General features: G+C 73.7%; 20 protein-coding genes. 15 read left to right on the plus strand and 5 right to left on the minus strand.

Annotation, left to right across the window (positions count from 1 at the left end; genetic code table 11):
• Nucleotides 1–91 precede the first annotated feature (91 nt).
• From ACTMS0_RS08195 to ACTMS0_RS08225, 7 genes are all read left to right on the plus strand, one after another.
• Nucleotides 92–1,552 (plus strand): DedA family protein, encoded by a 1,461-nt coding sequence (locus tag ACTMS0_RS08195; RefSeq protein WP_441154491.1) that lies wholly within the window; start codon nt 92–94, stop codon nt 1,550–1,552.
• A 78-nt stretch (nt 1,553–1,630) separates the two neighbouring features.
• Complete coding sequence (locus ACTMS0_RS08200; RefSeq protein WP_441154492.1) at nt 1,631–2,500, plus strand: lytic transglycosylase domain-containing protein; 870 nt, start codon at nt 1,631–1,633, stop codon at nt 2,498–2,500.
• Between the two features lie 35 nt (nt 2,501–2,535).
• Complete coding sequence (locus ACTMS0_RS08205) at nt 2,536–2,658, plus strand: hypothetical protein (protein WP_441154493.1); 123 nt, start codon at nt 2,536–2,538, stop codon at nt 2,656–2,658.
• A 4-nt stretch (nt 2,659–2,662) separates the two neighbouring features.
• Nucleotides 2,663–4,324 (plus strand): CocE/NonD family hydrolase, encoded by a 1,662-nt coding sequence (locus ACTMS0_RS08210; RefSeq protein ID WP_441154494.1) that lies wholly within the window; start codon nt 2,663–2,665, stop codon nt 4,322–4,324.
• A 161-nt stretch (nt 4,325–4,485) separates the two neighbouring features.
• Nucleotides 4,486–5,319 (plus strand): hypothetical protein, encoded by an 834-nt coding sequence (locus tag ACTMS0_RS08215; RefSeq protein WP_441154495.1) that lies wholly within the window; start codon nt 4,486–4,488, stop codon nt 5,317–5,319.
• Between the two features lie 117 nt (nt 5,320–5,436).
• Nucleotides 5,437–6,012, plus strand: a complete 576-nt coding sequence (locus ACTMS0_RS08220) for an ArsR/SmtB family transcription factor (RefSeq protein ID WP_441154496.1) — start codon at nt 5,437–5,439, stop codon at nt 6,010–6,012.
• Nucleotides 6,009–7,394, plus strand: coding sequence for an MFS transporter (locus ACTMS0_RS08225; RefSeq protein WP_441154497.1), 1,386 nt, complete (start codon nt 6,009–6,011; stop codon nt 7,392–7,394). The genes ACTMS0_RS08220 and ACTMS0_RS08225 overlap by 4 nt, the downstream gene beginning before the upstream one ends.
• 49 nt (nt 7,395–7,443) lie before the next feature.
• Here ACTMS0_RS08225 and ACTMS0_RS08230 read toward each other — a convergent pair whose 3' ends face one another.
• Nucleotides 7,444–7,647, minus strand: coding sequence for a cold-shock protein (locus ACTMS0_RS08230; RefSeq protein ID WP_441154498.1), 204 nt, complete (start codon nt 7,645–7,647; stop codon nt 7,444–7,446).
• A gap of 174 nt (nt 7,648–7,821) precedes the next feature.
• Between ACTMS0_RS08230 and ACTMS0_RS08235 the strand changes: the two genes are divergently transcribed.
• The gene (locus ACTMS0_RS08235; RefSeq protein ID WP_441154499.1) at nt 7,822–8,514 is read left to right on the plus strand and encodes a class I SAM-dependent methyltransferase; all 693 of its coding nucleotides are present in this window, start codon (nt 7,822–7,824) and stop codon (nt 8,512–8,514) included.
• 93 nt (nt 8,515–8,607) lie between these two features.
• Entirely contained in the window at nt 8,608–9,210 is a 603-nt protein-coding gene (locus ACTMS0_RS08240) for a DedA family protein (RefSeq protein WP_441154500.1), read from the plus strand.
• Nucleotides 9,211–9,220: 10 nt separating this feature from the next.
• Here the strand turns inward: ACTMS0_RS08240 and ACTMS0_RS08245 are convergent, their stop codons facing one another.
• Together ACTMS0_RS08245 and ACTMS0_RS08250 are read right to left on the minus strand one after the other, a co-directional pair.
• Nucleotides 9,221–9,874 carry an MBL fold metallo-hydrolase gene (locus ACTMS0_RS08245; RefSeq protein WP_441154501.1) on the minus strand — a complete coding sequence of 218 codons (654 nt, stop codon included), beginning with the start codon at nt 9,872–9,874 and terminating at the stop codon, nt 9,221–9,223.
• Between the two features lie 7 nt (nt 9,875–9,881).
• The gene (locus ACTMS0_RS08250) at nt 9,882–10,598 is read right to left on the minus strand and encodes a maleylpyruvate isomerase family mycothiol-dependent enzyme (protein ID WP_441154502.1); all 717 of its coding nucleotides are present in this window, start codon (nt 10,596–10,598) and stop codon (nt 9,882–9,884) included.
• A 171-nt stretch (nt 10,599–10,769) separates the two neighbouring features.
• Here ACTMS0_RS08250 and rsgA point away from each other — a divergent pair, with 171 nt between their 5' ends.
• The 3 genes from rsgA to ACTMS0_RS08265 all read left to right on the plus strand — a co-directional run bounded on the left by rsgA (nt 10,770) and on the right by ACTMS0_RS08265 (nt 15,656).
• Nucleotides 10,770–11,849 (plus strand): ribosome small subunit-dependent GTPase A, encoded by a 1,080-nt coding sequence (gene rsgA / locus ACTMS0_RS08255; protein WP_441154503.1) that lies wholly within the window; start codon nt 10,770–10,772, stop codon nt 11,847–11,849.
• A 194-nt stretch (nt 11,850–12,043) separates the two neighbouring features.
• The gene (gene uvrA / locus ACTMS0_RS08260; protein WP_441154504.1) at nt 12,044–14,986 is read left to right on the plus strand and encodes an excinuclease ABC subunit UvrA; all 2,943 of its coding nucleotides are present in this window, start codon (nt 12,044–12,046) and stop codon (nt 14,984–14,986) included.
• Nucleotides 14,987–15,176: 190 nt separating this feature from the next.
• On the plus strand, nt 15,177–15,656 hold the full coding sequence (locus ACTMS0_RS08265) for a Rieske (2Fe-2S) protein (RefSeq protein WP_441154505.1): 480 nt from the start codon (nt 15,177–15,179) through the stop codon (nt 15,654–15,656).
• A 58-nt stretch (nt 15,657–15,714) separates the two neighbouring features.
• Here ACTMS0_RS08265 and ACTMS0_RS08270 read toward each other — a convergent pair whose 3' ends face one another.
• Entirely contained in the window at nt 15,715–18,963 is a 3,249-nt protein-coding gene (locus ACTMS0_RS08270) for a penicillin acylase family protein (protein ID WP_441154690.1), read from the minus strand.
• 151 nt (nt 18,964–19,114) lie between these two features.
• Between ACTMS0_RS08270 and uvrC the strand changes: the two genes are divergently transcribed.
• The gene (gene uvrC / locus ACTMS0_RS08275; protein WP_441154506.1) at nt 19,115–21,094 is read left to right on the plus strand and encodes an excinuclease ABC subunit UvrC; all 1,980 of its coding nucleotides are present in this window, start codon (nt 19,115–19,117) and stop codon (nt 21,092–21,094) included.
• Between the two features lie 7 nt (nt 21,095–21,101).
• Here the strand turns inward: uvrC and recQ are convergent, their stop codons facing one another.
• A complete protein-coding gene (recQ, locus tag ACTMS0_RS08280; protein ID WP_441154507.1) occupies nt 21,102–22,949 on the minus strand; it encodes a DNA helicase RecQ in 1,848 nt (615 codons plus the stop codon).
• 247 nt (nt 22,950–23,196) lie between these two features.
• Here recQ and rapZ point away from each other — a divergent pair, with 247 nt between their 5' ends.
• Together rapZ and ACTMS0_RS08290 are read left to right on the plus strand one after the other, a co-directional pair.
• Entirely contained in the window at nt 23,197–24,081 is an 885-nt protein-coding gene (gene rapZ, locus ACTMS0_RS08285) for an RNase adapter RapZ (RefSeq protein ID WP_441154691.1), read from the plus strand.
• On the plus strand, nt 24,078–25,100 hold the full coding sequence (locus ACTMS0_RS08290) for a gluconeogenesis factor YvcK family protein (RefSeq protein ID WP_441154508.1): 1,023 nt from the start codon (nt 24,078–24,080) through the stop codon (nt 25,098–25,100). The genes rapZ and ACTMS0_RS08290 overlap by 4 nt, the downstream gene beginning before the upstream one ends.
• Nucleotides 25,101–25,126 lie beyond the last annotated feature (26 nt).

Below are 25,126 nucleotides of genomic sequence, written 5' to 3' on the forward strand. Positions count from 1 at the left end.
TCAACCCCCAGATGGCCCGGGTCTCTGGCGAAACTCCTGTCCCAGCCGTTCGTGCGGCTGGCATGCTGACCCTCGTGTTCATGGGGGCCACGTGCACGACCTGCTGACCGCACTGCAGGGTCTGCCGTCCCTGCTGATCTACCTGGTCGCCGCCCTGATCATCGCGGCGGAGACCGCCGTGATCTTCGGACTGCTGGTGCCGGGCGAGGCGACCCTGCTGCTGGTCGGCTTTCTAGCGTACGCGGGGACGTTACGGATCGGCCCGACGCTGCTGGTGATGATGGTCGCCGCGGTGATCGGCGACACACTCGCCTTCCGCGCGGGCCGCCGGTACGGGCCGAGGCTGCGCGCGAGCCGCTTCGGTGCCCGGGTGGGTCCGCAGCGCTGGCGCCGGGCCGACGCCATGCTGGGAAGGTTGGGCGGGCGGGGCGTGTTCACCGCCCGGTGGGTGGCGTTCGCCCGCACGCTGGTGCCCCGGCTGGCCGGCGCCGCGAACATGCCGTACCGGCGGTTCGCGCCGTGGAACCTCGCCGGTGTGGTGACCTGGGTGGGTGGCTCGGTGGTCGCCGGCTACCTGGCCGGTGAGTCGTACGAGACGGTGTCGCACCTGCTGGGCCGGGCGACCGGAGCGGTGCTGGTGCTGCTGGGTGCGATGATCGCGGTGCTGCTGGCCGGGCGCTGGCTCGGCCGCAACCCGGACCCGGTACGGGCGCTGCTGGCCCGGGCGGGTGCCCTGCCGCCGGTGCGCTGGCTCACCGGCCGGTACGGGGTGCTGTTCTTCCTGCTCGCCATGCACATCGGGCCGGGCTGGACGCTGCTGCTCAACCTGGCCGCCGGCCTGCTGCTGCTCTTCCTGGCCGGGCTCGCCGTCGCCTGGGCGCTCGGCGTGGTGATCCGGCACAGCGGGCTGTCGGTCGTCGACGGCGCGATCGCCGACTGGTTCGCCGACCGCCGCACCCCGGAGGCCGTCGACGTCACGCTCGCGGCGGTGTCCGTACTGCGCGGGCCGGTGCTGATCGCGGTGGTGGCGGTGGTGGCGGCGGTGCTGGCCTGGCGGCACCGCCCTTGGCAGGCCGACCTGCTGAGCGTGCTGGGCACCGCCGGCGCGTTCGTGCCGCTGGTGGTGCTCGCGATGACGGCCGACCTGGCCCGGCCGGACGAGTCCGGTCCGCCGGTCCTGTTCCCGACGCAGGACGCGGTGGTCACCGCGAGCCTGTGCACTCTCGCCTGGCTGCTCTCCCGGGGGGCGCGGTGGCCGGTGGCGGTCGCGGCGTGGACGGTCACCGCCGCCGGGGTCGTCGTGGTCGTCGGCGCCCGGCTCTACCTGGGCCTGAGCACGGCCAGCACCGCCGTCACCGGGGTCCTGCTGGGGGTGGCCTGGACGGCGGTGTTCATGGTGGCGTGGGTGACCCGCGACCGGGCGGTCGGCGTGGAGCCGCCGGCCACCGACCACTCGCCCTCCGCCGCGGACCCGCCCGCCGGCGGCGGGGACCCGCCCGGGGACGTGCCGGCCACCGCCGACCCGCCGTCGGCCACCGAGGCGCCGGCGTAACGGGGCGCGGTCGATCACGGGGCGGTGGCCGCCCGCCGATCCCTGTTACCGTGCGACGGTCACGGGGAAGGGGTCGACATGGGAGTACGCCGTGCGGGCACGGCGACGCTCGCGGCGGTGCTGCTGGCCGCCGGGCTCGCCGGATGCGCCCGCGACCGGGCCGCCGCGCCGGAGATCGCGGCCCCGGTCGGTGCGACGGCCGAGGCCACCGCCGCACCGGCCGTTGACGCGGACGTCACCACCGCGACGGCGACGCCGCCCGCGCGGGAGTCGATGGGGGCCGCGCCCCGGCGCAGCGCGTCGCCCAGCGCCCGGCCCACGCCGAAGCCGACCCGCGCCACCGCCCCCCGCGCCGTCGCGAAGCCGCCGACCGAGACGAAGGTGCCGCCGCCACCGCCGAAGCCGGCGCCGACCTCCTGCACGCCCCGCTACGAGGGCACCCAGGCCACCCGCTCCCAGGTCAAGGCGGCGCTGGGCGACGCGGCGGCGAAGACGTACTGGCCGACCTCCGCTCCCGACATCCGGATCCCGCTGGCCCTGGTCAAGGCGACCGCCTGGCAGGAGAGCGGCTGGCAGTCGAACATCATCGCCTGCGACGGCGGCATCGGGCTGATGCAGGTGATGCCCGCGACGGCCGACTGGATGAACCAGCGGTTCGGGCAGAGCTACGACGTGCGCGACTATGCGGACAACGCCTACCTCGGCGCCAACTACCTGGCCTGGCTGACGAAGTACATCGGCGACATGTACTTCGAGGCCGACTACCGGCTGGACGCCGCCCTGTGCACCAGCGAGCTGAACTCCTGCCTGCTCAACGCGGTGATCGCCGCGTACAACTACGGGCACGGCGCGGTCGCCCGCGAGGGGGAGCCGCTCACCATCCCCAACCCCCAGTACGTGCGCAACGTCCGCGCCCTCATGACCGAGTGCGTCTGCCTCACGTACTAGGGCGCGGGCCCCTCGGCCGGCGCGCCGACGCGGTGATGGCCGACTTCACCGATGACGCGCTGGAGATCGTCCACCGGTTCATGACGGCGATGGGCGCCTCGCTCCGGCAGCATCGCGACGCCGTCCGCGCCGAGTCGCCGCGACGGACGAACGGCTGACCCCGTGTTCACCACGCTGGCGACCCGGCTGGCCACGGCGGCGCTGCGACTCCCGCCACCCCGGACCCGGCGGGTCACCCTGACCCGCGCCATCCCGGTCCGGGTCCGGGACGGCGTGGCGCTGCGCACCGATCACCACGCGCCGGACCTGCCGGGCGCCCCCACCGTCCTGATCCGGACCCCGTACGGGCGGGGCGGCCCGATGCGCCTGCTGGGCCGGCTCGCCGCCGAGCGCGGCTACCACGTGGTGATCCAGTCCTGCCGCGGCACGCACGGCTCCGGGGGCGTGTTCGACCCGCTCGTCCACGAGCGCGACGACGGGCTCGACACCCTCGACTGGCTGCGCCGCCAGCCCTGGTGGAGCGGCGCGTTCGGCATGTTCGGCGCCAGCTACCAGGGGTTCGTCCAGTGGGCTCTCGCCGCCGACGCCGGGGAGGAGCTGCGCGCGATGGTCGCGGTCGTGACCGCCTCCGGCACCCGCGACTCCACGTACGCGGGGGAGTCCTTCGCTCTCGACACCGTGCTCACCTGGGCGGAGCTGCTCCAGGCGCAGACCGTGCCGTGGCTCGCCCGGCAGTGGGAACTCAAGCGGGGCCAGCCCCGGCTCGCGGCGGCGCTCGCCCACCTGCCGCTGGCCGAGGCGGACCGGGTGGCCACCGGGGTCACCGTGCCCTTCTTCCAGGAGTGGCTGCGCCACCACACCCCCGACGCCGCGTACTGGCGTACCCGGGTCTTCGGTGACCGTCTCGCGGAGGTCCGCGTCCCCGTCGCCATGATCAGCGGTTGGCACGACATCTTCCTGCCGGCGCAGCTGCGTGACTTCGCGGCGTTGCGCGCCGCCGGCGCCCGACCCCGGCTCACCGTCGGGCCGTGGACGCACGGGAGCCCGGGGCTCTTCGTGGCCGCCCTGCGCGACGGCCTCGACTGGCTCGACGAACACCTCGGCGGGCGGCCGGCGCCCCGACGCGCCCCGGTGCGGGTGCACGTCGGCGGGGCGGGCGGCGGCTGGCGGGACCTGCCGGACTGGCCGCCGCCCTCGACGCCGACGACCTGGCACCTGCATCCGGGTGGCGCGCTCCGCACCGCGTCGCCGGTGGAGTCGGCCCCCGCCGGCTTCTGGTACGACCCGGCCGATCCCACCCCCTCGCTGGGCGGCCCGCTGCTCGTCGCCCAACGGGCGGGGCCGGTGGACAACCGTCCCGTCGAGGCCCGCCCTGACGTGCTGACGTGGACCAGCCTCGCCCTGCCGGCTCCGGTGGAGGTCGTCGGGCCGGTCCGGGCGGAGGTCTTCGTCCGAAGTGACCTGCCCCACCTCGACGTCTTCGTGCGACTGTGTGACGTGGACGCCCGGGGCCGGTCCTGGAACGTGTGCGACGGGCTGGTCCGGGTGACCCCGGACGGGTTCCGCGCCGACGGGACCGGCGCCGTCCGGGTGCCGGTGGAGCTGTGGCCGGCCGCGCACCGGTTCGCGGCCGGCCACCGGCTGCGCGTGCAGGTCTCCGGCGGCGCGCACCCCCGGTACGCGCGCAACCCCGGCACCGGCGAACCCCTCGGCACGGCGATCACTCTGCGTGCCGGATGGCGGGAGGTCCTGCACGACCCCAGACACCCGTCCGCCGTGGTCCTGCCCACCGTCCACTCCGGCCCCGAGTTGCCTCCACGGTAAACAGTCCCGCTCTGAGCTGGGCGTTTGCCCACCGGGCGGGTTATGGTTGGGCCAACGCCCGGCGCTGTGCACACCTCGGCCGGGCCCGCATGTGAGCCCCTGACACCGCGTACGCGGTGTCACCGTCGTGCCCGGCCCCCGACCAACCGCAAGGGGGAGCCATGACGCGGGCTCCGGAAAACCTGCTGGCCCTCCGCGGCCTGCTCCTCGCCCACCTCAACCTCGACCCGAAAACCGTCCGGAGCCAGGATCTCGAACCGGCCGAGGTCGGCATCGTCGGCGACCCCAACCACCGGGGTGGCTACCACTGCGGGTCCGACCGCGTGGTGGCGAACGACTACTCGGTCGTCGAGTCCCCGCGCGACTCCTCGGGGCTGACCCTCGACGCCGCCGCGCTCGACGTCGGACTCTTCGAGGTCCGCTCCGGCGGCGGTACGCACACCCTGCGCACCTTCTCGGTCTGGTGCGTCGAGCAGTGCGCCGCCAACGCCGCGGACACCCGGGACATCCGCGAGATCATCTACAGCCCCGACGGCAGGACCGTCCGCCGGTGGGACCGGCTGCGCCGGCGTACCACCGGCGACAACTCCCACCTCTGGCACACCCACTTCAGCTTCTTCCGCGACTCGATCAAGGCGGGCCGGGACCAGACCCCCCTGTTCCGCCGCTACCTCGCCAGCATCGGACTCCTGGAGGACGACATGCCGCTCACCGACGCCGACCAGCCGATCATCAAGGCCGCCGTGCACAACACCCCCATCGGACGCACCGGGACCACCGTCGCGGAGGTCCTGGACCAGATGCGCCTGCTGCCCGGCCAGGTGGAGGCACTCCGTACCCAGCTCACGCAGCTCGCGGCACGGGACTTCACCGACGAACCGGCGATCATCCAGGGGGTCCTCGCCGGACTCACCCCGGAGAAGATCGCCGCCGCGATCCCCCCGAGCCTGGCGAAGCAGGTGGCGGACGAACTGGCCCGGCGGCTGGCCGCCTGAGGCGGCCGGCGCCGTCGGCCGGCTGGCTCTCCCGCGGAAGCGGCGTGAACGGGAGCCGACCACGAATTAGGCAAGACGTGTTGCACAAGAGGTCTTGCCTAAGTAGGGTCGGACGGCATGGAGAGAGACGCCGTCCGCAAGGTCACCGACGCCAAGGTGCTCGCGCTGCTCGCCCACCCCCTGCGCCGCAGGCTCATGGACGTCCTCAAGGTGGACGGGCCGTCGACCGTAGGGATGCTCGCCGAGCGCACCGGGCAGGCCCCGGCCAACGTCAGTCATCACATGCGGATGCTGGCCGGTGTCGAGCTGGTGGAGGAGGTTCCCGAACGCGCCCGCGACCGGCGGGAGCGCTGGTGGCGGCTGGTGAACCGGGCGGTGCGCTGGTCCACGTCGGACTTCGACGCCGACCCGGCGACCCGGGCCGTCGCCGACGCCGCCTCCGCTCTGAACATGGAGCGGCATGCCGAGCTCGTCCGCGCCTGGCAGGCCGCCGACGACGAGGTGCGCGCCGCGTGGGGGGAGGGGCCGTTCTCCGCCGACCGGTGGCTGCGCCTCACCCCCGAGGAACTGGAGGAGCTCGGCCGGCAGGTCGTCGACCTGTTCGCCCGCTGGGCGGAGCGGGAGGTTCCCGACGACGGTCGCGTCCGGGAATCCGTCTTCGTGTTCGCCCACGGCGTCCCGGCCCGACCGTGAGCCGCGCCGGAACGGAGGCCTCCCACCCGGTACGCCCCGCCGCCCGGGGTGGTGCCGCATCCAGCCCACCCGACCCGTCCGCCGCGACGCACGCGCCGCGCGGCGCGGTGCCGGGCGGCGCGGTGCCGGGCGGCGCGGTGCCGGGCCGGGGACTTCGGCACGAGCGCAATTTCCGCCTCCTGTGGATCGGGCACGCGGCCAGCAGCGTCGGCAGCAACGTGACCGTCGTGGCGCTCCCGCTGGTGGCCGTGGCCGTGCTGGACGCCACGCCCTTCGCAGTCACGGTCCTGACCGCGGCCGCGTGGCTGCCGTGGCTGCTGGTCGGTCTGCCCGCCGGGGCATGGGTGGACCGCCTGCCGCGCCGGCCCGTGATGATCGCCTGCGACCTGGTGTCCGCGGCGCTCTTCCTCAGCGTCCCGGTCGCCGCCGTGCTCGGTGTGCTCACCATCGGTCAGCTGCTCGCGGTCGCCCTGGGTGCGGGGCTGGCCAAGGTCTTCTTCGAGACCGCCGACCAGGCCTACCTGCCCGTGGTGCTGCCTCCCGAGCAGGTACCGGGCGGGAACGCCCGCCTGCAGGCCACCCGGACGGCGAGTTACCTGCTCGGCCCCGGCATCGCCGGTCTGGCCGCGCAGGCCGTGGGCGCGGTGGCCGCGCTCCTGCTGGACGTGGTGAGCTTCCTGCTGTCCGCCCTCTGCCTGTCACGCATCCGGGTGGATGAGCGCCGTCCCGTGCGTGCCCGGGAGCGCCGATCCCTGCGACGCGAGATCGCCGAAGGCGTCCGTGTCGTCGTCGGCGACCCGTACCTCCGGGTCCTGACCGTCTTCGGGGCGGCCAGCAACTTCGGCCTGACCGGCTACCAGGCACTGATGGTGGTCTTCCTCGTCCGCGACGTGCATCTCGCGCCGGGCCTGGTCGGTCTGCTCCTGGCGGCGATGAGCGCCGGCGGGATCGTGGGCGCGGTGCTGGCGACGGCCGTGGGCCGGTGGTGCGGGACAGCCCGGGCCCTGTTGGTGGCCGCGGCGTTCACCGGCCCACCCGCCCTGCTCATCCCGCTGGCGGCTCCCGGCTGGCGGCTGGTGTGCCTGGCCCTGGGCGGTGCCCTGGTGAGCTTCGGGGTCGCGGTCGGCAACGTCGTCAAGGGCAGCTTCCGGCAGACGTACACCCCGCAGCATCTGCTGGGACGCGTCACCGTCAGCATGCAGCTGTTGAACTACGGGACGATCCCCGTCGCCGCCCTCGCCAGCGGCGTGCTCGCCGGCATCCTCGGAGCCGGCCCCGCGATCGCGGCGATGACCGGCTGGTTGGCGCTCACGCCGCTGATCCTGCTCGCCGGTCCGCTGCGACACCGCCGGGACCTGCCGGTGGCACCGCTGACGGTCTGATCCGTGCGCGCGACGGCGGCCGGACGCCGGCCGCCGTCACCGCCACGGATCAGATCGGACGGACGTTGTCCGCCTGCGGGCCCTTCTGGCCCTGCGTCACGTCGAACTCGACCTTCTGGCCCTCGTTCAGCTCCCGGTAGCCGCTCGACTGGATCGCGGAGTAGTGGACGAAGACGTCCGGCCCCCCGCCGTCCTGCTCGATGAAGCCGAAGCCTTTTTCCGCGTTGAACCACTTGACGGTGCCGGTAGCCATGCATCTCTCCCTGTTCACAAGCAGGCGACCGCCGACCGAAGGCCGACGATCGCCCGGTACCTTCCCGACCCTAACTGCCCGGAGCGTGGTTTGCCGGGCGAAGTGCCGCAGGCGATGTGGTGAACTTTCGGAACGGGCTCGGCCGACCCGGCGTGGCGGGCCTCCGGGTGCGGCATGCTTGCGTCGGTGAGCCGAGTCACGACCGAGCTGGTCGACCTGGAACGGGAGATCGGTGCGCCCGGCGCCGGCCTGGACCGGCTGTGCCTGGTGCCCACCCCGTTCGTCCCCGAGGTGCGGTTGCACCTGGCCGAGGACCCGATCGTCTGGTGGGCGCGGATGGAAGCGCGCGCGGGGCACTCCCTGCCGCCGCCGTACTGGGCGTCGGTCTGGGCCGGTGGGCAGGCCCTCGCCCGGCACCTGCTCGACCACCCCGAGTTGGCCGCCGGGCGCCGGGTGCTCGACCTCGCCGCCGGCTCCGGCGTGGTCGCGATCGCCGCCGCGCTGACCGGCGCGGCCGCCGTGGTCGCCAACGACGTCGACCCGTACGCGGTCGCCGCGGTCACCGTCAACGCCCGCGTCAACCGGGTCGCGGTGCAGGCCACCGGGCGGGACCTGCTCGACACCGCGCCGGCCCCGGTCGACCTCCTGGTCGCCGGCGACGTCCTCTACGACCGGGCGATGGCCGCGCGGGTGCTGCCGTTCCTGCACCGTGCCGCCGCCGCCGGCGCCGAGGTGCTGGTCGGCGATCCCGGACGGGGACACCGGCCGCCGGACGGCCTGGTGGTGGCGGCCGACTACCTCGTGCCGATCACCGAACCCACCGCGGGGCCGCCGGTGCGACGGGTGCAGGTGCTGCGGCCCGGATGACCGGATCAGGGACGACCCTGAGGCGGGGACCAGGGGACGGTGGGGGATGCGACCGGATGCCCGCGGTGGACCGGCGGCCATAGCGTACGTGGCATGGCGGATTGGCTGGCCCAGGTCGGAGAGCTTCCCACCACCCTGCTGATGGGGGTGCTCGGGGTGGTGATGGTCTTCGACGCCGTACCGCTGCTGGGTGTGCTGGTCCCGGGGGACGTGGCGATCCTCGCGGCGGTGGGGGTGGGTGGCCCCACCGCCGGCCTGGCCACCTTCACCGCCGTCGTCGCCGGCTGCCTGGCCGGCTGGTCGCTGAGCTTCCTGGCCGGCCGCCGGTGGGGGGACCGGCTGCGGCACAGCCGCGTCGGCGACTGGATCGGCGAGGAGCGCTGGGCCGCGGCGGAGGGGACCCTGCGTCGCGGCGGAGGGCGGATGGTGCTGGTGGCGCCCTTCCTGCCGGTCTTCAACGCGCTGCTGCCGCTGGCGGCCGGCGGTCTGCGGATGTCGTACCGGCGGTTCCTCGGCTGCGCGGCGCTCGGCGCGGCCGCCTGGGCCGGTCTCTACCTGGCGCTCGGCACGGTGGCGCGGTCGGTCGCCGGCCTGCTGCCCGGCGAGCCCAGCCCGGTCGTGATGACGATGGGCGTGGGGGTCGTGCTGGCCGGCGTCGTGCTGGCGTTGACGCGGCGTCGGTTCCTGATCGGCTGAGGTGGTGGGGTCACCAGCCGCGGGCTCGCCACTGGGGGAGGGCGGCGCGTTCGGCGCCCAGGGTGCTGTCCTTGCCGTGGCCCGGGTAGAACCAGGTCTCGTCGGGCAGCCGGTCGAAGAGCTTGTGCTCGACGTCGTCGATGAGCTGGCCGAAGCGCTCGGGGTCCTTGTCGGTGTTGCCGACGCCGCCGGGGAAGAGGCTGTCGCCGGTGAAGAGGTGCGGGATGCCGGCCGGGTCGCGGTAGAGCAGCGCGATCGAGCCGGGCGTGTGGCCGCGCAGGTGGATGACCTCCAGCGCGCAGTCGCCGACGGGCACGGTGTCGCCGTCGCTCAGCGTCTCCGCCTCGATCGGCAGCCCGGGCGCATCCTCGGCGCCCACCAGCGCGCGGGCGCCGGTCTTGGCCACCACCTCCTCCAGCGCCACCCAGTGGTCCATGTGCTGGTGGGTGGTGACCACCGCCGCGAGCCCGCCGTCGCCGACCAGGTCGAGCAGCCGGGGCGCCTCGTTCGCCGCGTCGATCAGCACCTGCTCGCCGGTGGCCCGGCAGCGCAGCAGGTAGGCGTTGTTGTCCATCGGGCCCACCGACACCTTGGTGATGGCGAGCCGGTCGAGGTCGCGTACGGCCGGCGCGCCGCCCGGCGTGACGTCTCCGGTGTAGGTCATGGGTGCTCTATATCCATTCCGGTGGGGTCGGCAGGGGACCGTCGGGGGTGACCGTGAGCACGGTGCCGGGGCTGCGGCCGATCAGCCAGGCGGCGAGTTCCGGGGCGGCGCCGGTCACCGTAGGGGCGGCCGAGCGGTCGCCGACAACGAGTTCGTGCCGGCTGCCGTCGAAGCGCAGGACCATCGGGGGCGCGTCGGGGCGCTCGGCCAGGCCGGTGGCGACCTCGTGCAGGAGCCGGTGGCCGAACGCCTCCGGCCAGTCGGCCGGCCGGTAGCCGGCGGCCAGGTCCACGTGGTGCACCTCGATCTCCCGCAACCGCCCCCAGACGAGCATGGCGGCCGGCCAGGGCCCGCGGCGGGTCTCCACGGTCACGCCCCACGCCTCCACCGGCATCGCCGCGACCGCCTCGGCGAACCGGTCGGCGGTGCGCCGCAGGTCGTCCAGGTGCACGTCGGGCGGGCGGGGAGCGCCGGCCTCGATGTCGGCGTTACGGGCGGCCGCGCTCGCGTACATGGGGATCCGCTCCCCCGTGCGGGCGGCGGTCAGCAGGTTGACGAACCCGTCGGCGTTGCGGGCGAGGTGGGCCAGCACGTGCCCGCGTGTCCAGCCGGGCAGCAGGGACGGTGCGGCGAGGTCCGCCTCGTCGAAGGTCGCCGCGGTGCGCAGGAGGCGGGCCGTGGCGTCGTCCACCTCGCCGGTCAGCAGAAGCGGATCCGTGGTCACGTGTCGACCCTAGCGGTCGGGCGGCGTCGCGTCGCCGGGGAAATGGCTTTCGGCGCGTCGCCGCGCGCCCTACCGTCGGCGTCGAACGCGGCACCGGGAGGTCGGAGGAGGTGGTGATCGTGCCGGTCGGAGCACGCGTGAGCCATCCGAACCCACACCCGTGAGGACGCCATGACCATCGACCTGACCGCCCTCGGCTGGGACGCCGACCGGGCACGTGACGTACGACGGCGCACCGACCAGCGACCGGGCCGCGTGGCCCGGGTCGACCGCGGCGTGTGCACCGTCCTCGGCGTGGACGGCCCGGTCCGCGCCACGCTCGGCGGGGCCGTGCTGGCCGCCGCCGCCGGTGACCTGACCTGCCTGCCCTGCGCGGGCGACTGGGTGCTGCTCGCCACCTGGCCCGACCGTAACGTCACGGTCGAGGCGGTGCTGCCCCGGCGTACCGCGCTGATCCGCCGTACCGCCGGCAAGGACGCCAGCGGCCAGGTGCTGGCCGCGAACCTGACCGCGGCGGCGGTGGTGGAGCCGGTGCACCCGGAACCGGACATCGGGCGGATCGAGCGCCTGCTCGCCCTCGCCCACGAGTCCGGCGCGCGCCCGCTGGTGGTCCTGACCAAGGCCGATCTGGCCCCCGACCCGGCCGCGCTGGCCCGGCAGATCGCGGCCGTGGCGCCCGGCGCGCCCGTGCTGCCGGTCAGCGCGGAGCGGGGCGACGGGCTCGACCCGCTGCGCGCCGAGGTGGCGCCGGGCCGGACGCTGGGCCTGCTCGGCCCGTCCGGCGCGGGCAAGTCGAGCCTGGTGAACGCCCTGGCCGGAGCGGTGGTGATGCCAACACAGGCGATCCGCCGGGTCGACGGCAAGGGCCGGCACACCACCACCTGGCGGGCGCTGGTCCCGGTGCCCGGCGGCGGGGCCGTGCTCGACACCCCGGGGGTACGGGCGGTGGGCCTGCTCGACGGCTTCACCGGGCTGGACAGGGCGTTCGCCGACATCGCGGCGCTCGCCACCGGCTGCCGGTACGCCGACTGCGGGCACGACGGGGAGCCGGCGTGCGCGGTGCGGGAGGCGCTGGAGTCCGGGGAGCTGACCGCCCGGCGGTGGGAGAGCTGGCGACGGCTGCACCGCGAGGTGGCCTACGAGACGCGGCGGCGCGACGTCCGGCTGGCCGCCGAGCGGCGCGGCGGCTGGCGTGGCGCGCGCCGACGGGCGGGGCGGCCGGCCCGGCCGCCCGCGACCGGGGACTTCTGACCGCCGGCGTCCGGTTTCCGGGTGCCGGCGGTGCGCCGGACCCGGGTTGACCTGGGGGAATGTGCCGGCCGGGAAAGTTGTCGTACCTCGGGGCTAGTCTTGCCGAGGCGCATTCCGGCGCCCGCACAACCGCCCGGACGGGCCGTCTGGCGGACAGATCCACCTCGTCTTCTGCACCCGGGAGTACACGCACCGTGGCCGACCGACTGATCATCCGTGGCGCGCGCGAGCACAACCTGCGTGACGTCAGTCTCGACCTGCCGCGGGACGCCCTCATCGTGTTCACCGGGCTGTCCGGGTCGGGCAAGTCGAGCCTGGCGTTCGACACGATCTTCGCCGAGGGGCAGCGCCGCTACGTCGAGTCGCTCTCGTCGTACGCCCGGCAGTTCCTCGGCCAGATGGACAAGCCGGACGTCGACTTCATCGAGGGCCTCAGCCCCGCCGTGTCCATCGACCAGAAGTCGACCTCGCGCAACCCCCGGTCGACCGTGGGCACGATCACCGAGGTCTACGACTACCTGCGCCTGCTCTTCGCGCGCATCGGCGAGCCGCACTGCCCGGTCTGCGGGGAGCGGATCTCCCGGCAGAGTCCCCAGCAGATCGTCGACCGGGTCCTCGCGATGGCGGAGGGCACCCGGTTCATGGTGCTCGCCCCGGTCGTGCGCGGCCGCAAGGGCGAGTACGTGGATCTCTTCGCCGAGCTCCAGGCCAAGGGTTACGCGCGGGCCCGGGTCGACGGTGTCGTGCACCCGCTGACCGAGCCGCCGAAGCTCAAGAAGCAGGAGAAGCACACCATCGAGGTGGTCATCGACCGGCTCAGCGTCAAGCCCGGCGCCAAGCAGCGGCTGACCGACTCGGTCGAGGCCGCGCTCGGCCTCTCCGGCGGCATCGTCCTGCTCGACTTCGTCGACCTGCCCGAGGACGACCCGGACCGGGAGCGCCGCTACTCGGAGCACCTGGCCTGCCCCAACGACCACCCCCTCGCCATCGAGGACCTGGAGCCCCGGGTCTTCTCCTTCAACGCGCCGTACGGCGCCTGCCCCGAGTGCACCGGCCTGGGCACCAAGAAGGAGGTCGACCCGGAGCTGTTGGTCCCCGACCCGGAGCGCACGCTGCGCGAGGGCGCGATCCAGCCCTGGTCGACCGGCCACAACCTGGAATACTTCCTGCGCCTGCTGGAGGCGTTGGGCGAGGCGGAGCACTTCGACGTCGACACGCCGTGGCGGGCGCTGCCGTCGCGGGCGCAGAAGACGATCCTGCACGGTTCCGACGACCAGGTGCACGTGCGGTACCGGAACAAGTACGGCCGCGAGCGCTCCTACTACACCGGCTTCGAGGGCGTGGTGCAGTGGATCGAGCGCCGCCACTCGGACACGGAGTCGGAGTGGTCGCGGGACAAGTACGAGGGCTACATGCGGGACGTGCCCTGCGCGGCCTGCGGCGGCGCCCGGCTCAAGCCCGAGGTGCTCGCGGTCACGCTCGCGGGCAAGAGCATCGCCGAGGTCTGCAACCTGTCCGTCGGCGAGTGCGCCGAGCTGCTGGCCGGCATCGAGCTGACCGACCGGCAGAAGTTGATCGCCGAGCGCGTCCTGAAGGAGATCAACGCCCGGCTGAAGTTCCTCCTCGACGTCGGCCTCGACTACCTCTCCCTGGACCGGCCCGCCGGCACCCTCTCCGGCGGCGAGGCGCAGCGCATCCGGCTCGCCACGCAGATCGGCTCCGGTCTGGTCGGCGTGCTGTACGTGCTGGACGAGCCGTCGATCGGCCTGCACCAGCGGGACAACCACCGCCTGATCGAGACGCTGGTCCGCCTGCGCGGGCTGGGCAACACGCTGATCGTGGTCGAGCACGATGAGGACACGATCCGCACCGCGGACTGGATCGTCGACATCGGCCCGGGCGCCGGCGAGCACGGCGGGCGGATCGTGCACAGCGGGTCGGTGCCGGCCCTGCTGGAGAACCCGGAGTCGGTCACCGGGGCGTACCTGTCCGGCCGCAAGGAGATCCCGACGCCGCGGCAGCGTCGCCCGCAGACGCCGGAGCGGGAGCTGGTGGTCCACGGGGCCCGCGAGCACAACCTGCGCAACCTGACGGTGAGCTTCCCCCTCGGCCAGCTGATCGCGGTCACCGGGGTCAGCGGGTCCGGCAAGTCGACGCTGGTCAACGACATCCTGCACGCCGTACTGGCCAACCAGATCAACGGCGCGCGGCTGGTGCCGGGCCGGCACACCCGGGTGTCCGGTCTGGAGCACGTCGACAAGGTCGTCGGTGTGGACCAGTCGCCGATCGGCCGCACCCCGCGCTCAAACCCGGCCACCTACACCGGCGTCTGGGACCACATCCGCAAGCTCTTCGCCGAGACCACCGAGGCCAAGGTCCGGGGGTACGGCCCGGGCCGGTTCTCGTTCAACGTCAAGGGCGGCCGCTGCGAGGCCTGCTCCGGCGACGGCACGATCAAGATCGAGATGAACTTCCTGCCCGACGTGTACGTCCCGTGCGAGGTCTGCAAGGGCGCCCGGTACAACCGGGAGACCCTGGAGGTCCACTACAAGGGCAAGACGGTCGCCGAGGTGCTCGACATGCCGATCGAGGAGGCGGCCGAGTTCTTCTCCGCCATCCCGGCCATCCACCGGCACCTCAAGACGCTGGTCGACGTGGGTCTCGGCTACGTCCGGCTGGGCCAGCCGGCGCCCACCCTCTCCGGCGGCGAGGCGCAGCGCGTGAAGCTCGCGTCCGAGCTGCAGAAGCGCTCCACCGGGCGGACGGTCTACGTCCTCGACGAGCCGACCACCGGCCTGCACTTCGAGGACATCCGCAAGCTGCTGATGGTCCTGGAGGGGCTGGTCGACAAGGGCAACACGGTGATCACCATCGAGCACAACCTCGACGTGATCAAGACGGCCGACTGGATCATCGACATGGGGCCCGAGGGCGGCCACCGGGGCGGCACCGTGCTCGCCACCGGCACCCCGGAGGAGGTCGCCGAGGTGCCCGAGAGCCACACCGGCCAGTTCCTGCGCCAGGTGCTCAAGCTCGACGGCGAGGCGAAGGGCGCCGCCGCGGCGACGTCCCGGGCCGCCAAGGCCAACGGCGCGAAGACCAGGACGGCCCGGAAGGTGCCGGCCGGCGCCCGCTGACGCACGGCCGGATCCGGGCCGGCGGTCGCCTGCACGCCGGGATGCCGGCCCGCCGGCGGCCGGAGTCTCGGCGGCCGCGGCCGTCGGCGGCCCGGTCGCCGAACGGGTGAACCGTCGGGCAGAGTGGTCCGTGTACCGAGGTAGGGCCGCGGATCATGACGAGCGGCGTGGGTCGACGAGAGGGCGAGGCATGAGTGACGATCAGGCGCTGACCGGACCGGGCACGCAGACCCGTCGGGCGCTGCTGACCGGCGCGGGTGCCGTCGGCGCGGCGGTCGTCCTGACCGCCTGCGGGAGCGACGACTCCGGCGACGGCGCCCCCGTCAGCCCGGGCCCGGCCGTCTCCGACACCGGGGACGCGGGCGGGGGTGACCGGCAGGGCGCCCAGTCCCTGGCCCGGACGACCGACATCCCGGTCGGCGGGGGCGCGGTCTTCGCCGCCCAGGGAGTCGTGATCACCCAGCCGTCGCCGGGCCAGTTCAAGGGCTTCGACCCGATCTGCACCCACCAGGGCTGCCCGGTGTCGAACGTCGACGGCGGCACGATCAACTGCACCTGCCACGGCAGCAAGTTCTCGATCGAGGACGGTTCGGTGAAGGCCGGCCCGGCCACCCAGCCCCTCGCACCGAAGAACGTCAAGGTCGACGGCGACCGGATCTCGCTCGCCTGACCCGGATCGACGCCGCCACGGCCGGCGCGGGGAACACCCGCGCCGGCCGTGCGCCGTCTCAGCGGGCGTACACCGCCACCTCCCACAGGCTGAACCCGTAGGAGGTGGCCCGGGTCAGCCCGCGCATCCGCACGTACCGGGCCGATCCGGCGGGGAAGGCGGCCACGTCGGTGCCCCCGTCGCCGGCCGTGGTCGACCACACCGTCCGCCAGGTGGTCCCGTCCGTGGAGACCTCGATCCGGTACGACCGGGCGTACGCCGCCTCCCACGCGAGCACCACGCGGCCGACCTGCCGCGCCGCGCCGAGGTCGACGGTGAGCCACTGGTCGTCCGACCAGGCGCTGGCCCACCGGGTACGGTCGTCGCCGTCGACCGCCCGACCGGGCCCGTTGAACACCTGGCTGCTGGACGCCGTCACCGGATGGCCCGCCGCCAGGTTCGGCACGTCGTCGCCGCGCCGGGCCGGGAACGACACCACCTGCTGGAAGGTGGGCCGATTCTGCCACGCGATCTTCGCGTGCGTGATGCCGCCGAGCGGGGACTGCACGATCGCGTCGGCGCACCACTGGTCGCCGGCGGCGCAGTGCTCGTCGCCCGGGTACACCTCGGCCGTCGGGGTGGTGCTCGCCGTCCGCAACGTGTCGAGCAGGACCTGCCGGCAGGTGGCGAGGTTCCCGTCCCCGCAGAAGGCCCGGCCGGGGCCGCCGCGTACCGGCTCGCCGAGCACCGCGCGCAGGTCCTTGTCGACCCAGCCCCACCAGCCGTACTGGAAGGACGAACCCTTGTGGGTCTGGGCGCTGTTGGCGGAGGTCGGCAGGTCGGAGACGTCGCCGGCCTGGCGACCGGAGGGCGACTCGTTGACCTGGAGGGCGTTGACCAGCGACTGGTAGAGGTCCGCGCCGAGCGGCGCCCGGAACACGCCCCGGACGAGCAGCGGCCACCACGCGTCGAGGGTTCGGATCGCCTCGGCGTGCTGGTAGACCTTCGAACCCGGCGCGGTCTCGACCCGCAGCGACCCCGCCGCCCGCCAGGCCTTCAGCCGGGAGATCTCGGCGGCCAGCGTGGCGTCGGTGACGGGCTGGCTCTCCAGCACCCGGATCAGCTCGCCGAGCACCTCGCTGGCGCGCAGGTCGGTGAGGCCGGCCCGCTGCACGAGTGCGGTCAGCGAGGCGCGGTCGAACCTCTGCCCGGCGGCGATCGCCGCCCGCACCGGCCGGTCGAGCAGGTCGCCCCGGTGCACCGCGCCGAAGCTGAAGTTGCCGTCGGCCGCGCCGAAGTCCCGGGCCTGCTTGTTGTTCCAGCTGACGTAGTAGTCCTGGTCCACCGAGCGCGGGTGCGCCGCCAGCGGCGCGTACGTGGCGGTGTTGGTGGCCGGGTCGTAGCCCTGCCACTCGAAGCGCTGCTCGGCCCGCATCGGCAGGTTCGGGTTGGACCCGTCCGCGCGTAGCGGGTTGCGGCCGGAGTTGAAGTACGCCGCCTGGGTGGAGTTGACGTAGAACCAGTTGAAGGCGTACTCGACGTTGTTCGCGGAGGTGATGAAGTCGTCGGCCGTGCCCATCTGCCCGGGGTCGTTGAACATTTGGAAGCCGATCGCCGAGTCCGCCTCGTGCCGGTAGGTGGAGCGCAGTTGGGTGAAGGCGTGCGGCCGTCCGTCGACCGTGCCGCGCCACGCCACCAGGCCGAGGTTGGTACGCCGGGCGACCAGCTTGTACGACCCGGCGGGGGTGCCGTCCGCCACCGTCGGGCTCCAGCGGTTGACCTGCGTGATCTCCTCCATCGGCCGGCAGCGGCCGCGGAACAGGTAGTGGTTGCTCGCCAGGGTCGGCGTCGCGCCGTCGGGGGCGCAGAGCGGAACGGCGTACGTGTCGGTGATGTCGTGGGCCGAGGAGGTGGCGCTCCACGCGTAGTCGCGCCCCCGGCCGAGCAGCACGTACAGGTTGAGCCCGGCGAACGCGGCACCGCGGGCGCTGATGCCCGGGCCCTGCAGCTCCTGCACCATGAGCAGCTGCGGTGCGAAGTAGCCGGTCTGCGGGCCGAACACGGCGATCGGGTGGCCGGTGGCCGAATGGGCGGCGGAGACGACGGCGGCGTTGGACATGCCCCGGTTGGCCGGCCGGATGGTGAGCCCGGACAGCGCCGCCGCGAGCTCCGACGAGCGGGTCGACGTCGCCGCCGCGGTGCCGGCGGCCGAGCCGGTCGCGTCGGTCACCACGGATTCCACCCGCGCCGATCCGGCGTCGGGCAGCACCACGCTGGGGGCGTCGTCGGCGGCGTCGCCGTACGGGAAGCTCTGCCCGTCGTGCAGGGTCAGCACCGTCTCCGGGTCGTTCCGGCCGCGGAACCCGTCCCACACCCGGTCGCCCTCGACCGGGCCGTAGCGGGCGCGGGCGGCGATGCGGACCAGCGCGGACTGCATCTCGGTGCCGCCCCCGCCGCCGAACAGGCCGCCGACGACGCCGGCGGTGGCGATCAGGTCGGTCATCTGGAACGGCTTCGGCCCGCCGGCGTTGGTGATCGCGTCGAGATGGCCGGTGAGCACGTACTCGCCGGGACAGTTGCGGTTCGCCATGCAGGCGCCGATGTAGGCGTTGATCCCGGCCACGTACTCCTGCACGTCGGCGTAGAGCTGCTCGCCGCGCGCGCCGGCCTTGGTCCGCAGCGCCTGCACCTGGGCCTGAAGGTCGGCCTCCGTGTACGGCGAGGTGCGCCAGACGCTCTGCTCCAGCGCCCGGTTGCCGGGTGCGCCGCCCGCGAACGAGGTCAGCGTGCCCCGCCCGACGTGGCGCAGCAGGTCCATGGTGAACAGCCGGTCCTCGGCACCGGCGTATCCGGCGCCGAACATGGTGCCGCCGCGGGTGGTGCCGGTGACGTGCGGGACACCGGTCGCCTTGTCGCGGACGATCCGCACGTCCGCGCGGGGCGAGTAGTCCCGCTCGACCTGGCCGGGCGGGACGCCGAAGGAGGCGTCGTTGAAGAAGGTGCCGATCTGGTCCTCGCGCAGGCCGGCGTAGCCGTAGACGAGGTTGGCGTACCGGTCGAGCTGGTCCGCGGAGTGCTTGGGCAGGGTGCCGAGGGCCTGGTGTCCCAGGATCTCGACCAGCGTGGCGTTGCCGTTCTGGCCGGGCGGCAGGATGTCGGCGCACTCGCCGAGGCAGTGGTCGTCGGGGGTGAAGGTGGTGACGGAGGTCCGGGCGGCCGTCGCGGCGGTCGCGGTGTCCGTTGCGGCGGCGGGGGCGGCGGTCAGCAGGGCGGCGATCCCGGCGAGGGCGGTCGCGCCGGCGAGGAGGGGGTGGCGGGTACGCGGCATGGTGATCTCCCGGGGGGTGGGGATCATTACACGAATATCATTCGGAAACCGGATGGTAACGTCTCCGGCCTTCCATCGGAAGGCGTCAATCAGCTACGGAGGTCGCGGCGACGGCCGGGGGCTGTCGGGGGTGCGGACTAGGCTTGCTGCCGTGGCTGACCCCTCGACGTACCGTCCCGCGCCCGGCACGATCCCGGAGTCGCCGGGGGTCTACCGCTTCCGGGACGGCACCGGCCGGGTGATCTACGTCGGCAAGGCGAAGAACCTGCGCAGCCGGCTCAACTCGTACTTCGCAGACCCGGTCAACCTGCACCAGCGCACCCGGCAGATGGTCTTCACGGCCGAGTCGGTGGACTGGATCTCCGTCGCCACCGAGGTCGAGGCGCTCCAGCAGGAGTTCACCTGGATCAAGCAGTACGACCCGAGGTTCAACGTCCGCTACCGGGACGACAAGTCCTACCCCTACCTCGCCGTCACGCTCGACGAGGAGTTCCCGCGCCTGCAGGTGATGCGGGGCGCGAAGCGCAAGGGCGTGCGCTACTTCGGGCCGTACTCGCACGCCTGGGCGATCCGCGAGACGCTCGACCTGCTGCTGCGGGTCTTCCCCGCGCGCACCTGCTCCTCCGGCGTGTTCAAGCGGGCCGGCCAGGTCGGCCGCCCCTGCCTGTTGGGCTACATCGGCAAGTGCTCCGCCCCGTGCGTCGGCAGCGTCTCGGCGAAGGAGCACCGGGCCATCGTCGACGGCTTCTGCGAATTCATGGGCGGCCGGACCGACGCCATGGTCCGCAAGCTGGAACGCGAGATGGGCGAGGCCAGCGCCCAGTTGGAGTTCGAGCGGGCCGCCCGGCTGCGCGACGACCTGGCCGCGCTGCGCCGGGCCCTGGAGAAGCAGACGGTGGTGTTCGGTGACGGCACCGACGCCGACGTGGTGGCGTTCGCCGACGACCCCCTGGAGGCCGCCGTCCAGGTGTTCCACGTCCGCGACGGCCGGGTGCGCGGCCAGCGCGGCTGGGTGGTGGAGAAGACCGAGGAGCTGACCACCGGTGACCTGGTGCACCACTTCTGCACCCAGGTGTACGGCGGGGAGCACGGCGAGGCCGACGTCCCCCGCGAGCTGCTCGTCCCCGAGTTGCCCGCCGACGCCGACGCGCTCGCCGACTGGCTCTCCACCCACCGGGGCAGCCGGGTGGCGCTGCGCGTGCCGCAGCGCGGCGACAAGCGTGCCCTGCTGGAGACGGTGGAACGCAACGCCAAGGACGCGCTCGCCCGGCACAAGCTCAAGCGGGCCGGCGACCTCACCACCCGCAGCAAGGCCCTCGACGAGATCGCCGACGCCCTGGAAATGCGGACGTCGCCGCTGCGCATCGAGTGCTTCGACATCTCCCAGATCCAGGGCACCGACGTCGTCGCCAGCATGGTCGTCTTCGAGGACGGGTTGCCCCGAAAGAGCGAGTACCGGCGGTTCATCATCCGGGGCGCCACCGACGACCTCTCCGCGATGTCCGAGGTGCTCCGGCGGCGCTTCGCCCGCTACCTCGACGCCCGAGCCGAGACCGGTGAGGCGGGCATCGAGTCGGCCGACGACCCGGACGCCCCGGCCGGGCAAGGGGTGCCCGACGAGCCGCGGGTCGGCACGCTGATCGACCCGACGACCGGGCGGCCGCGCAAGTTCGCGTACCCGCCGCAGCTGGTGGTGGTGGACGGCGGCGCGCCGCAGGTCGCGGCGGCCGCCCAGGCCCTCGCGGAGCTCGGGGTCGACGACGTGGCGCTGTGCGGGCTGGCCAAGCGGCTGGAGGAGGTGTGGCTGCCCGACGACGACTTCCCGATCATCCTCCCGCGCACCTCCGAGGGGCTCTACCTGCTGCAACGCGTCCGCGACGAGGCGCACCGGTTCGCCATCACGTTCCACCGGCAGCGGCGCTCGAAGCGGATGACGCAGTCGGCGCTGGACAAGGTGCCCGGCCTGGGCGAGGTGCGGCGCAAGGCGCTCCTGCGGCACTTCGGCTCGCTCAAACGGCTCTCCGTCGCGTCCGTGGAGGAGATCACCGAGGTGCCGGGCGTCGGCAAGCGGACGGCCGAGGCGATCCTCGCCGCCCTCGGCAGCGACACGAAGACCCCAGCCGCCGACTGACCGCCTCTCAGGCCGGGGCGGGGTCCTCGGCGAGGACCGCGAGGATCTGCTCGCCGTACTTCGCGAGCTTGGCTTCGCCGACCCCGCTGATCCGGGACAGGTCCGCCAGGGAGGCCGGCGCGTCGTTGGCGATCTGGCGGAGGGTGGCGTCGTGGAAGATCACGTACGCCGGGACGCCCTGTTCCTTCGCGGTGGCGGCCCGCCAGGCGCGGAGCCGCTCGAAGGTGCCGGCGGCGGCCGGCGTCAACTCGGCGACCACGGTCGCCGCGCCGCGCGGTTTCGCCGACCGGGCGGACGGCGCGCGGGCCGGCTCGCGGCGCAGCATGACGGTGCGGCGCCGCCCCAGCACCTCGCCGCTGGTCTCGGTGAGGGCCAGGGTGCCGTAGTCACCCTCGACCGCGAGCAGCCCCTCGGCCAGGAGTTGGCGGACCACGCCCCGCCACTCCGCCTCGCTCAGCTCCGTGCCGATGCCGAACACGGTCAGGGAGTCGTGCCCGTACTGCGTGACCTTGTCGGTGGTGCGGCCGAGCAGGATGTCGACGCAGTGCCCGGCGCCGAACCGCTGGTTGCGCTCCCGGTCGAGCCGGAACACCGTGGAGAGCAGCTTCTGCGCGGGGATGGTGCCGTCCCAGGACTCGGGCGGCTCGAGGCAGGTGTCGCAGTTGCCGCAGGCGGCGGAGGTCTCGCCGAAGTACTCCAGCAGCTGCACCCGCCGGCAGCGGACCGTCTCGCAGAGCGCGAGCATCGCGTCCAGGTGGGCGGCGAGGTTACGCCGGTGGGCCAGGTCGCCCTCCGACGTCTCGATCATCCGGCGTTGCTGCACCACGTCCTGGAGGCCGTACGCGAGCCACGCCGTCGACGGGAGCCCGTCGCGGCCGGCGCGGCCGGTCTCCTGGTAGTAGCCCTCCACCGACTTGGGCAGGTCGAGGTGGGCGACGAAGCGGACGTCCGGCTTGTCGATGCCCATGCCGAACGCGATCGTCGCGACCATGACCAGCCCGTCCTCGCGCAGGAAGCGCTGCTGGTTGGCCGCCCGGGTGGCCGCGTCCAGCCCGGCGTGGTACGGCAGGGCGGGGATCCCGTTCGCGACGAGGAACTCCGCCGTCTTCTCCACGGAGGCTCGGGACAGGCAGTAGACAATGCCCGCGTCGCCCGGGTGCTCGTCGCGCAGCAGGTTGAGCAACTGCTTGCGCGGCTCCCGCTTCGGCACGATGCGGTACTGGATGTTGGGCCGGTCGAAGCTGGCGACGAAGTGCCGGGCCTCGGTGAGGCGCAGGCGGGTCGCGATCTCGGTGCGGGTGGCGCTGGTCGCCGTGGCGGTGAGCGCGATGCGGGGGACGCCCGGCCAGCGCTCGTGCAGCATCGACAGGTTGAGGTAGTCGGGGCGGAAGTCGTGCCCCCACTGCGACACGCAGTGCGCCTCGTCGATCGCGAACAGCCCGATCCGCCCTCGCTCGAGCAGGTGGACCGTGCCACGGCCGGCGAGGGCCTCCGGGGCGAGGTAGAGCAGGTCCAGGTCGCCGGCGAGGAACGCCGCCTCCACCCGGCGCCGGGCCTGCGGATCCTGCGTCGAGTTGAGGAACCCGGCCCGGACGCCGACCGCGGTGAGGGCGTCCACCTGGTCCTGCATGAGGGCGATCAGCGGCGAGACCACCACGGCCACGCCGTCGCGCACCAGCGCCGGGATCTGGTAGCACAGCGACTTCCCGCCACCGGTCGGCATCAGCACCAGGGCGTCGCCGCCGGCCACCACGTGGTCGACGACCTCCTGCTGGAAGCCCCGGAAGGCGTCGTAGCCGAAGACCCGGCGCAGCGCCTCCAGGGCGCCGGGCCGCTGATCGGTGGGGGAGGACATTGGCGCAGTCTACGAGCGGCCCCTAACGCCACGGCTGACGCGCGGCCGGCCAAGAATAGGGCGTATCTGGACAATCAGGTGTTCCGGGTGTCACCCCGTGGAATCCCGGGTGGGGTCACAGCCGTTAGAGTCGCTGACTGACCATGCGCGGCCGGACCGGCCGCGGCGTCACGGGTGGGGGTTTCTGGTGAGCGAGGCGCGGACGGCGGAGCAGGGCGTGCCGGCCGGAACGGCGGCTGCGGAGATCATGAGTCAGCCGGCGCCGGCGGAGGCGGACACCACCCTCGTGGTGGTGACCGGCGTCTCCGGCGGTGGTCGCAGCACGGTCGCCCGGGCCCTGGAGAACGTCGGCTACTACGTGGTGGACAACCTGCCGCAGGCGCTCATGCTCGACATGGCCGAGCTGGCCATGAAGGCCGGTGGCGCCGCCCGGCGTACGGCGATGGTGCTGGACGTGCGCTCGCGGGCGTTCTCGACCGACCTGGTCGGGGCGATCCGGGAGCTCAAGGAGCGTGGCTTCTCGCCCCGGGTGGTCTTCGTCGACGCCGACGACGAGGTGCTGATCCGGCGGTTCGAGAGTGTCCGCCGCTCGCATCCCCTGCAGGGCGAGGGCCGGCTCGCGGACGGCATCGCCGTCGAGCGTGGGCTCCTGGAGGAGGCCCGCGACCAGGCCGACGTGATCATCGACACCAGCCACCTCAACGTCAACCAGTTGCGCCGGCGCATCGAGGAGCTGTTCGGCGGGGAGGACGCCCGCCGGCTGCGGGTCACCGTCCTCTCCTTCGGCTTCAAGTACGGGCTGCCGCCGGACGCCGACTTCGTGTGCGACGCCCGGTTCCTGCCGAACCCGTACTGGGTGCCGGAGCTGCGCGAGCACACCGGGCGGGAGGAGGCGGTCAGCTCGTACGTGCTGGGCCAGGAGGGCGCGGACGCCTTCGTGGCCACGTACGCCGACCTGGTCAACGCCACCACCGCCGGCTTCGAGCGGGAGGGCAAGCGCTACCTGACCGTCGCGGTGGGCTGCACCGGCGGCAAGCACCGCAGCGTCGCCATCGCCGAGGAGCTGGCCGCCCGGCTGCGGCAGTCCGGCATCGCCGCCAACGCCCAGCACCGCGACCTGGGGCGCGAATGACGGCCACCCGCGTGGTCGCTTTCGGGGGAGGGCACGGCCTCTCCGCGTCGCTGCGCGCGCTGCGGCGCTGCGCACCCGAACTCGACCTGGACATCACGGCCGTCGTCACCGTCGGCGACGACGGCGGATCGAGCGGCCGGCTGCGCGCCGAGCGGGGCGGCCTGCCGCCGGGTGACCTCCGCCAGGCCCTCGTCGCGCTGGCCGGGGACCACCCGTCGACCCGGCGCAGCGCCGGGCTGTTCCAGCACCGCTTCGCCGAGATGTCGGCGCCGGGAGCCGGCCGGGACGCCGTCGCGCCCCGGGCCGCCGGCAACACCGTGCCGCAGGGCGACGGGCTGGCCGGGCACGCGGTGGGCAACCTCGTCCTCTGCGGCCTGATGGAGCTGCTCGGCGACCCGGTGGCGGCCTTGGAGCACGCCGGCGCCATGCTCGGCGCGGTCGGCCGGGTGCTGCCGATGTCCTGCCAACCGGTGGGGATCGAGGCGCGGGTCCGGGGCGCCGACCCGGCCCGCCCCGACGACGTCGCCACGGTCACCGGCCAGCACCAGGTGGCCGTCACCACCGGGCGGGTCGAGTCGCTGCGGCTCAACCCGGAGGCCCCGGAGGCCTGCCCGCAGGCGCTGGACGCGATCGGCGCGGCCGACTGGCTGATCTTCGGGCCGGGCAGCTGGTACACCAGCCTGCTGCCCCACCTGCTGGTGCCGGAGCTCGCCGCCGCCATCGTCGCGAGCCCGGCCCGTCGGCTGGTCACGCTCAACCTGGCCGCGGAAAAGGAGACGTTCGGCCTGTCCCTCGCCGACCACCTGGCTGAGCTGCGGTGGTACCTCCCGAACCTGAAGGTGGACTACGTGCTCGGGGATTCCAAGGCGGTGGGTGATCCCGAACCGGTCGGGCGTGCGGCAGAATCGCTGGGTGCCCGACTGGTCCTCGCCCCCGTCGCGGTCACCGACGGCACTCCCCGTCATGATCCGGCCGCCTTCGGTGCCGCTCTGGTGCCGGTCCTGGGCGCCGATCGTTAGACACGTACGTAATCTCCGGCGACACG

Origin of the sequence: Micromonospora sp. H33 (assembly GCF_052068455.1) — a bacterium.
GTDB lineage: Bacteria > Actinomycetota > Actinomycetes > Mycobacteriales > Micromonosporaceae > Micromonospora.

Bases quoted from the DNA above. Each gene is read 5' to 3' on its own strand.
- ACTMS0_RS08200 (WP_441154492.1), top strand. From the start codon at position 1,631: ATGGGAGTACGCCGTGCGGGCACGGCGACGCTCGCGGCGGTGCTGCTG.
- ACTMS0_RS08205 (WP_441154493.1), top strand. From the start codon at position 2,536: ATGGCCGACTTCACCGATGACGCGCTGGAGATCGTCCACCGGTTCATG.
- ACTMS0_RS08215 (WP_441154495.1), top strand. From the start codon at position 4,486: ATGACGCGGGCTCCGGAAAACCTGCTGGCCCTCCGCGGCCTGCTCCTC.
- ACTMS0_RS08220 (WP_441154496.1), top strand. From the start codon at position 5,437: ATGGAGAGAGACGCCGTCCGCAAGGTCACCGACGCCAAGGTGCTCGCG.
- ACTMS0_RS08230 (WP_441154498.1), bottom strand. From the start codon at position 7,647: ATGGCTACCGGCACCGTCAAGTGGTTCAACGCGGAAAAAGGCTTCGGC.
- ACTMS0_RS08235 (WP_441154499.1), top strand. From the start codon at position 7,822: ATGCTTGCGTCGGTGAGCCGAGTCACGACCGAGCTGGTCGACCTGGAA.
- ACTMS0_RS08240 (WP_441154500.1), top strand. From the start codon at position 8,608: ATGGCGGATTGGCTGGCCCAGGTCGGAGAGCTTCCCACCACCCTGCTG.
- ACTMS0_RS08245 (WP_441154501.1), bottom strand. From the start codon at position 9,874: ATGACCTACACCGGAGACGTCACGCCGGGCGGCGCGCCGGCCGTACGC.
- rsgA (WP_441154503.1), top strand. From the start codon at position 10,770: ATGACCATCGACCTGACCGCCCTCGGCTGGGACGCCGACCGGGCACGT.
- ACTMS0_RS08265 (WP_441154505.1), top strand. From the start codon at position 15,177: ATGAGTGACGATCAGGCGCTGACCGGACCGGGCACGCAGACCCGTCGG.
- ACTMS0_RS08270 (WP_441154690.1), bottom strand. From the start codon at position 18,963: ATGCCGCGTACCCGCCACCCCCTCCTCGCCGGCGCGACCGCCCTCGCC.
- recQ (WP_441154507.1), bottom strand. From the start codon at position 22,949: ATGTCCTCCCCCACCGATCAGCGGCCCGGCGCCCTGGAGGCGCTGCGC.
- rapZ (WP_441154691.1), top strand. From the start codon at position 23,197: ATGAGTCAGCCGGCGCCGGCGGAGGCGGACACCACCCTCGTGGTGGTG.
- ACTMS0_RS08290 (WP_441154508.1), top strand. From the start codon at position 24,078: ATGACGGCCACCCGCGTGGTCGCTTTCGGGGGAGGGCACGGCCTCTCC.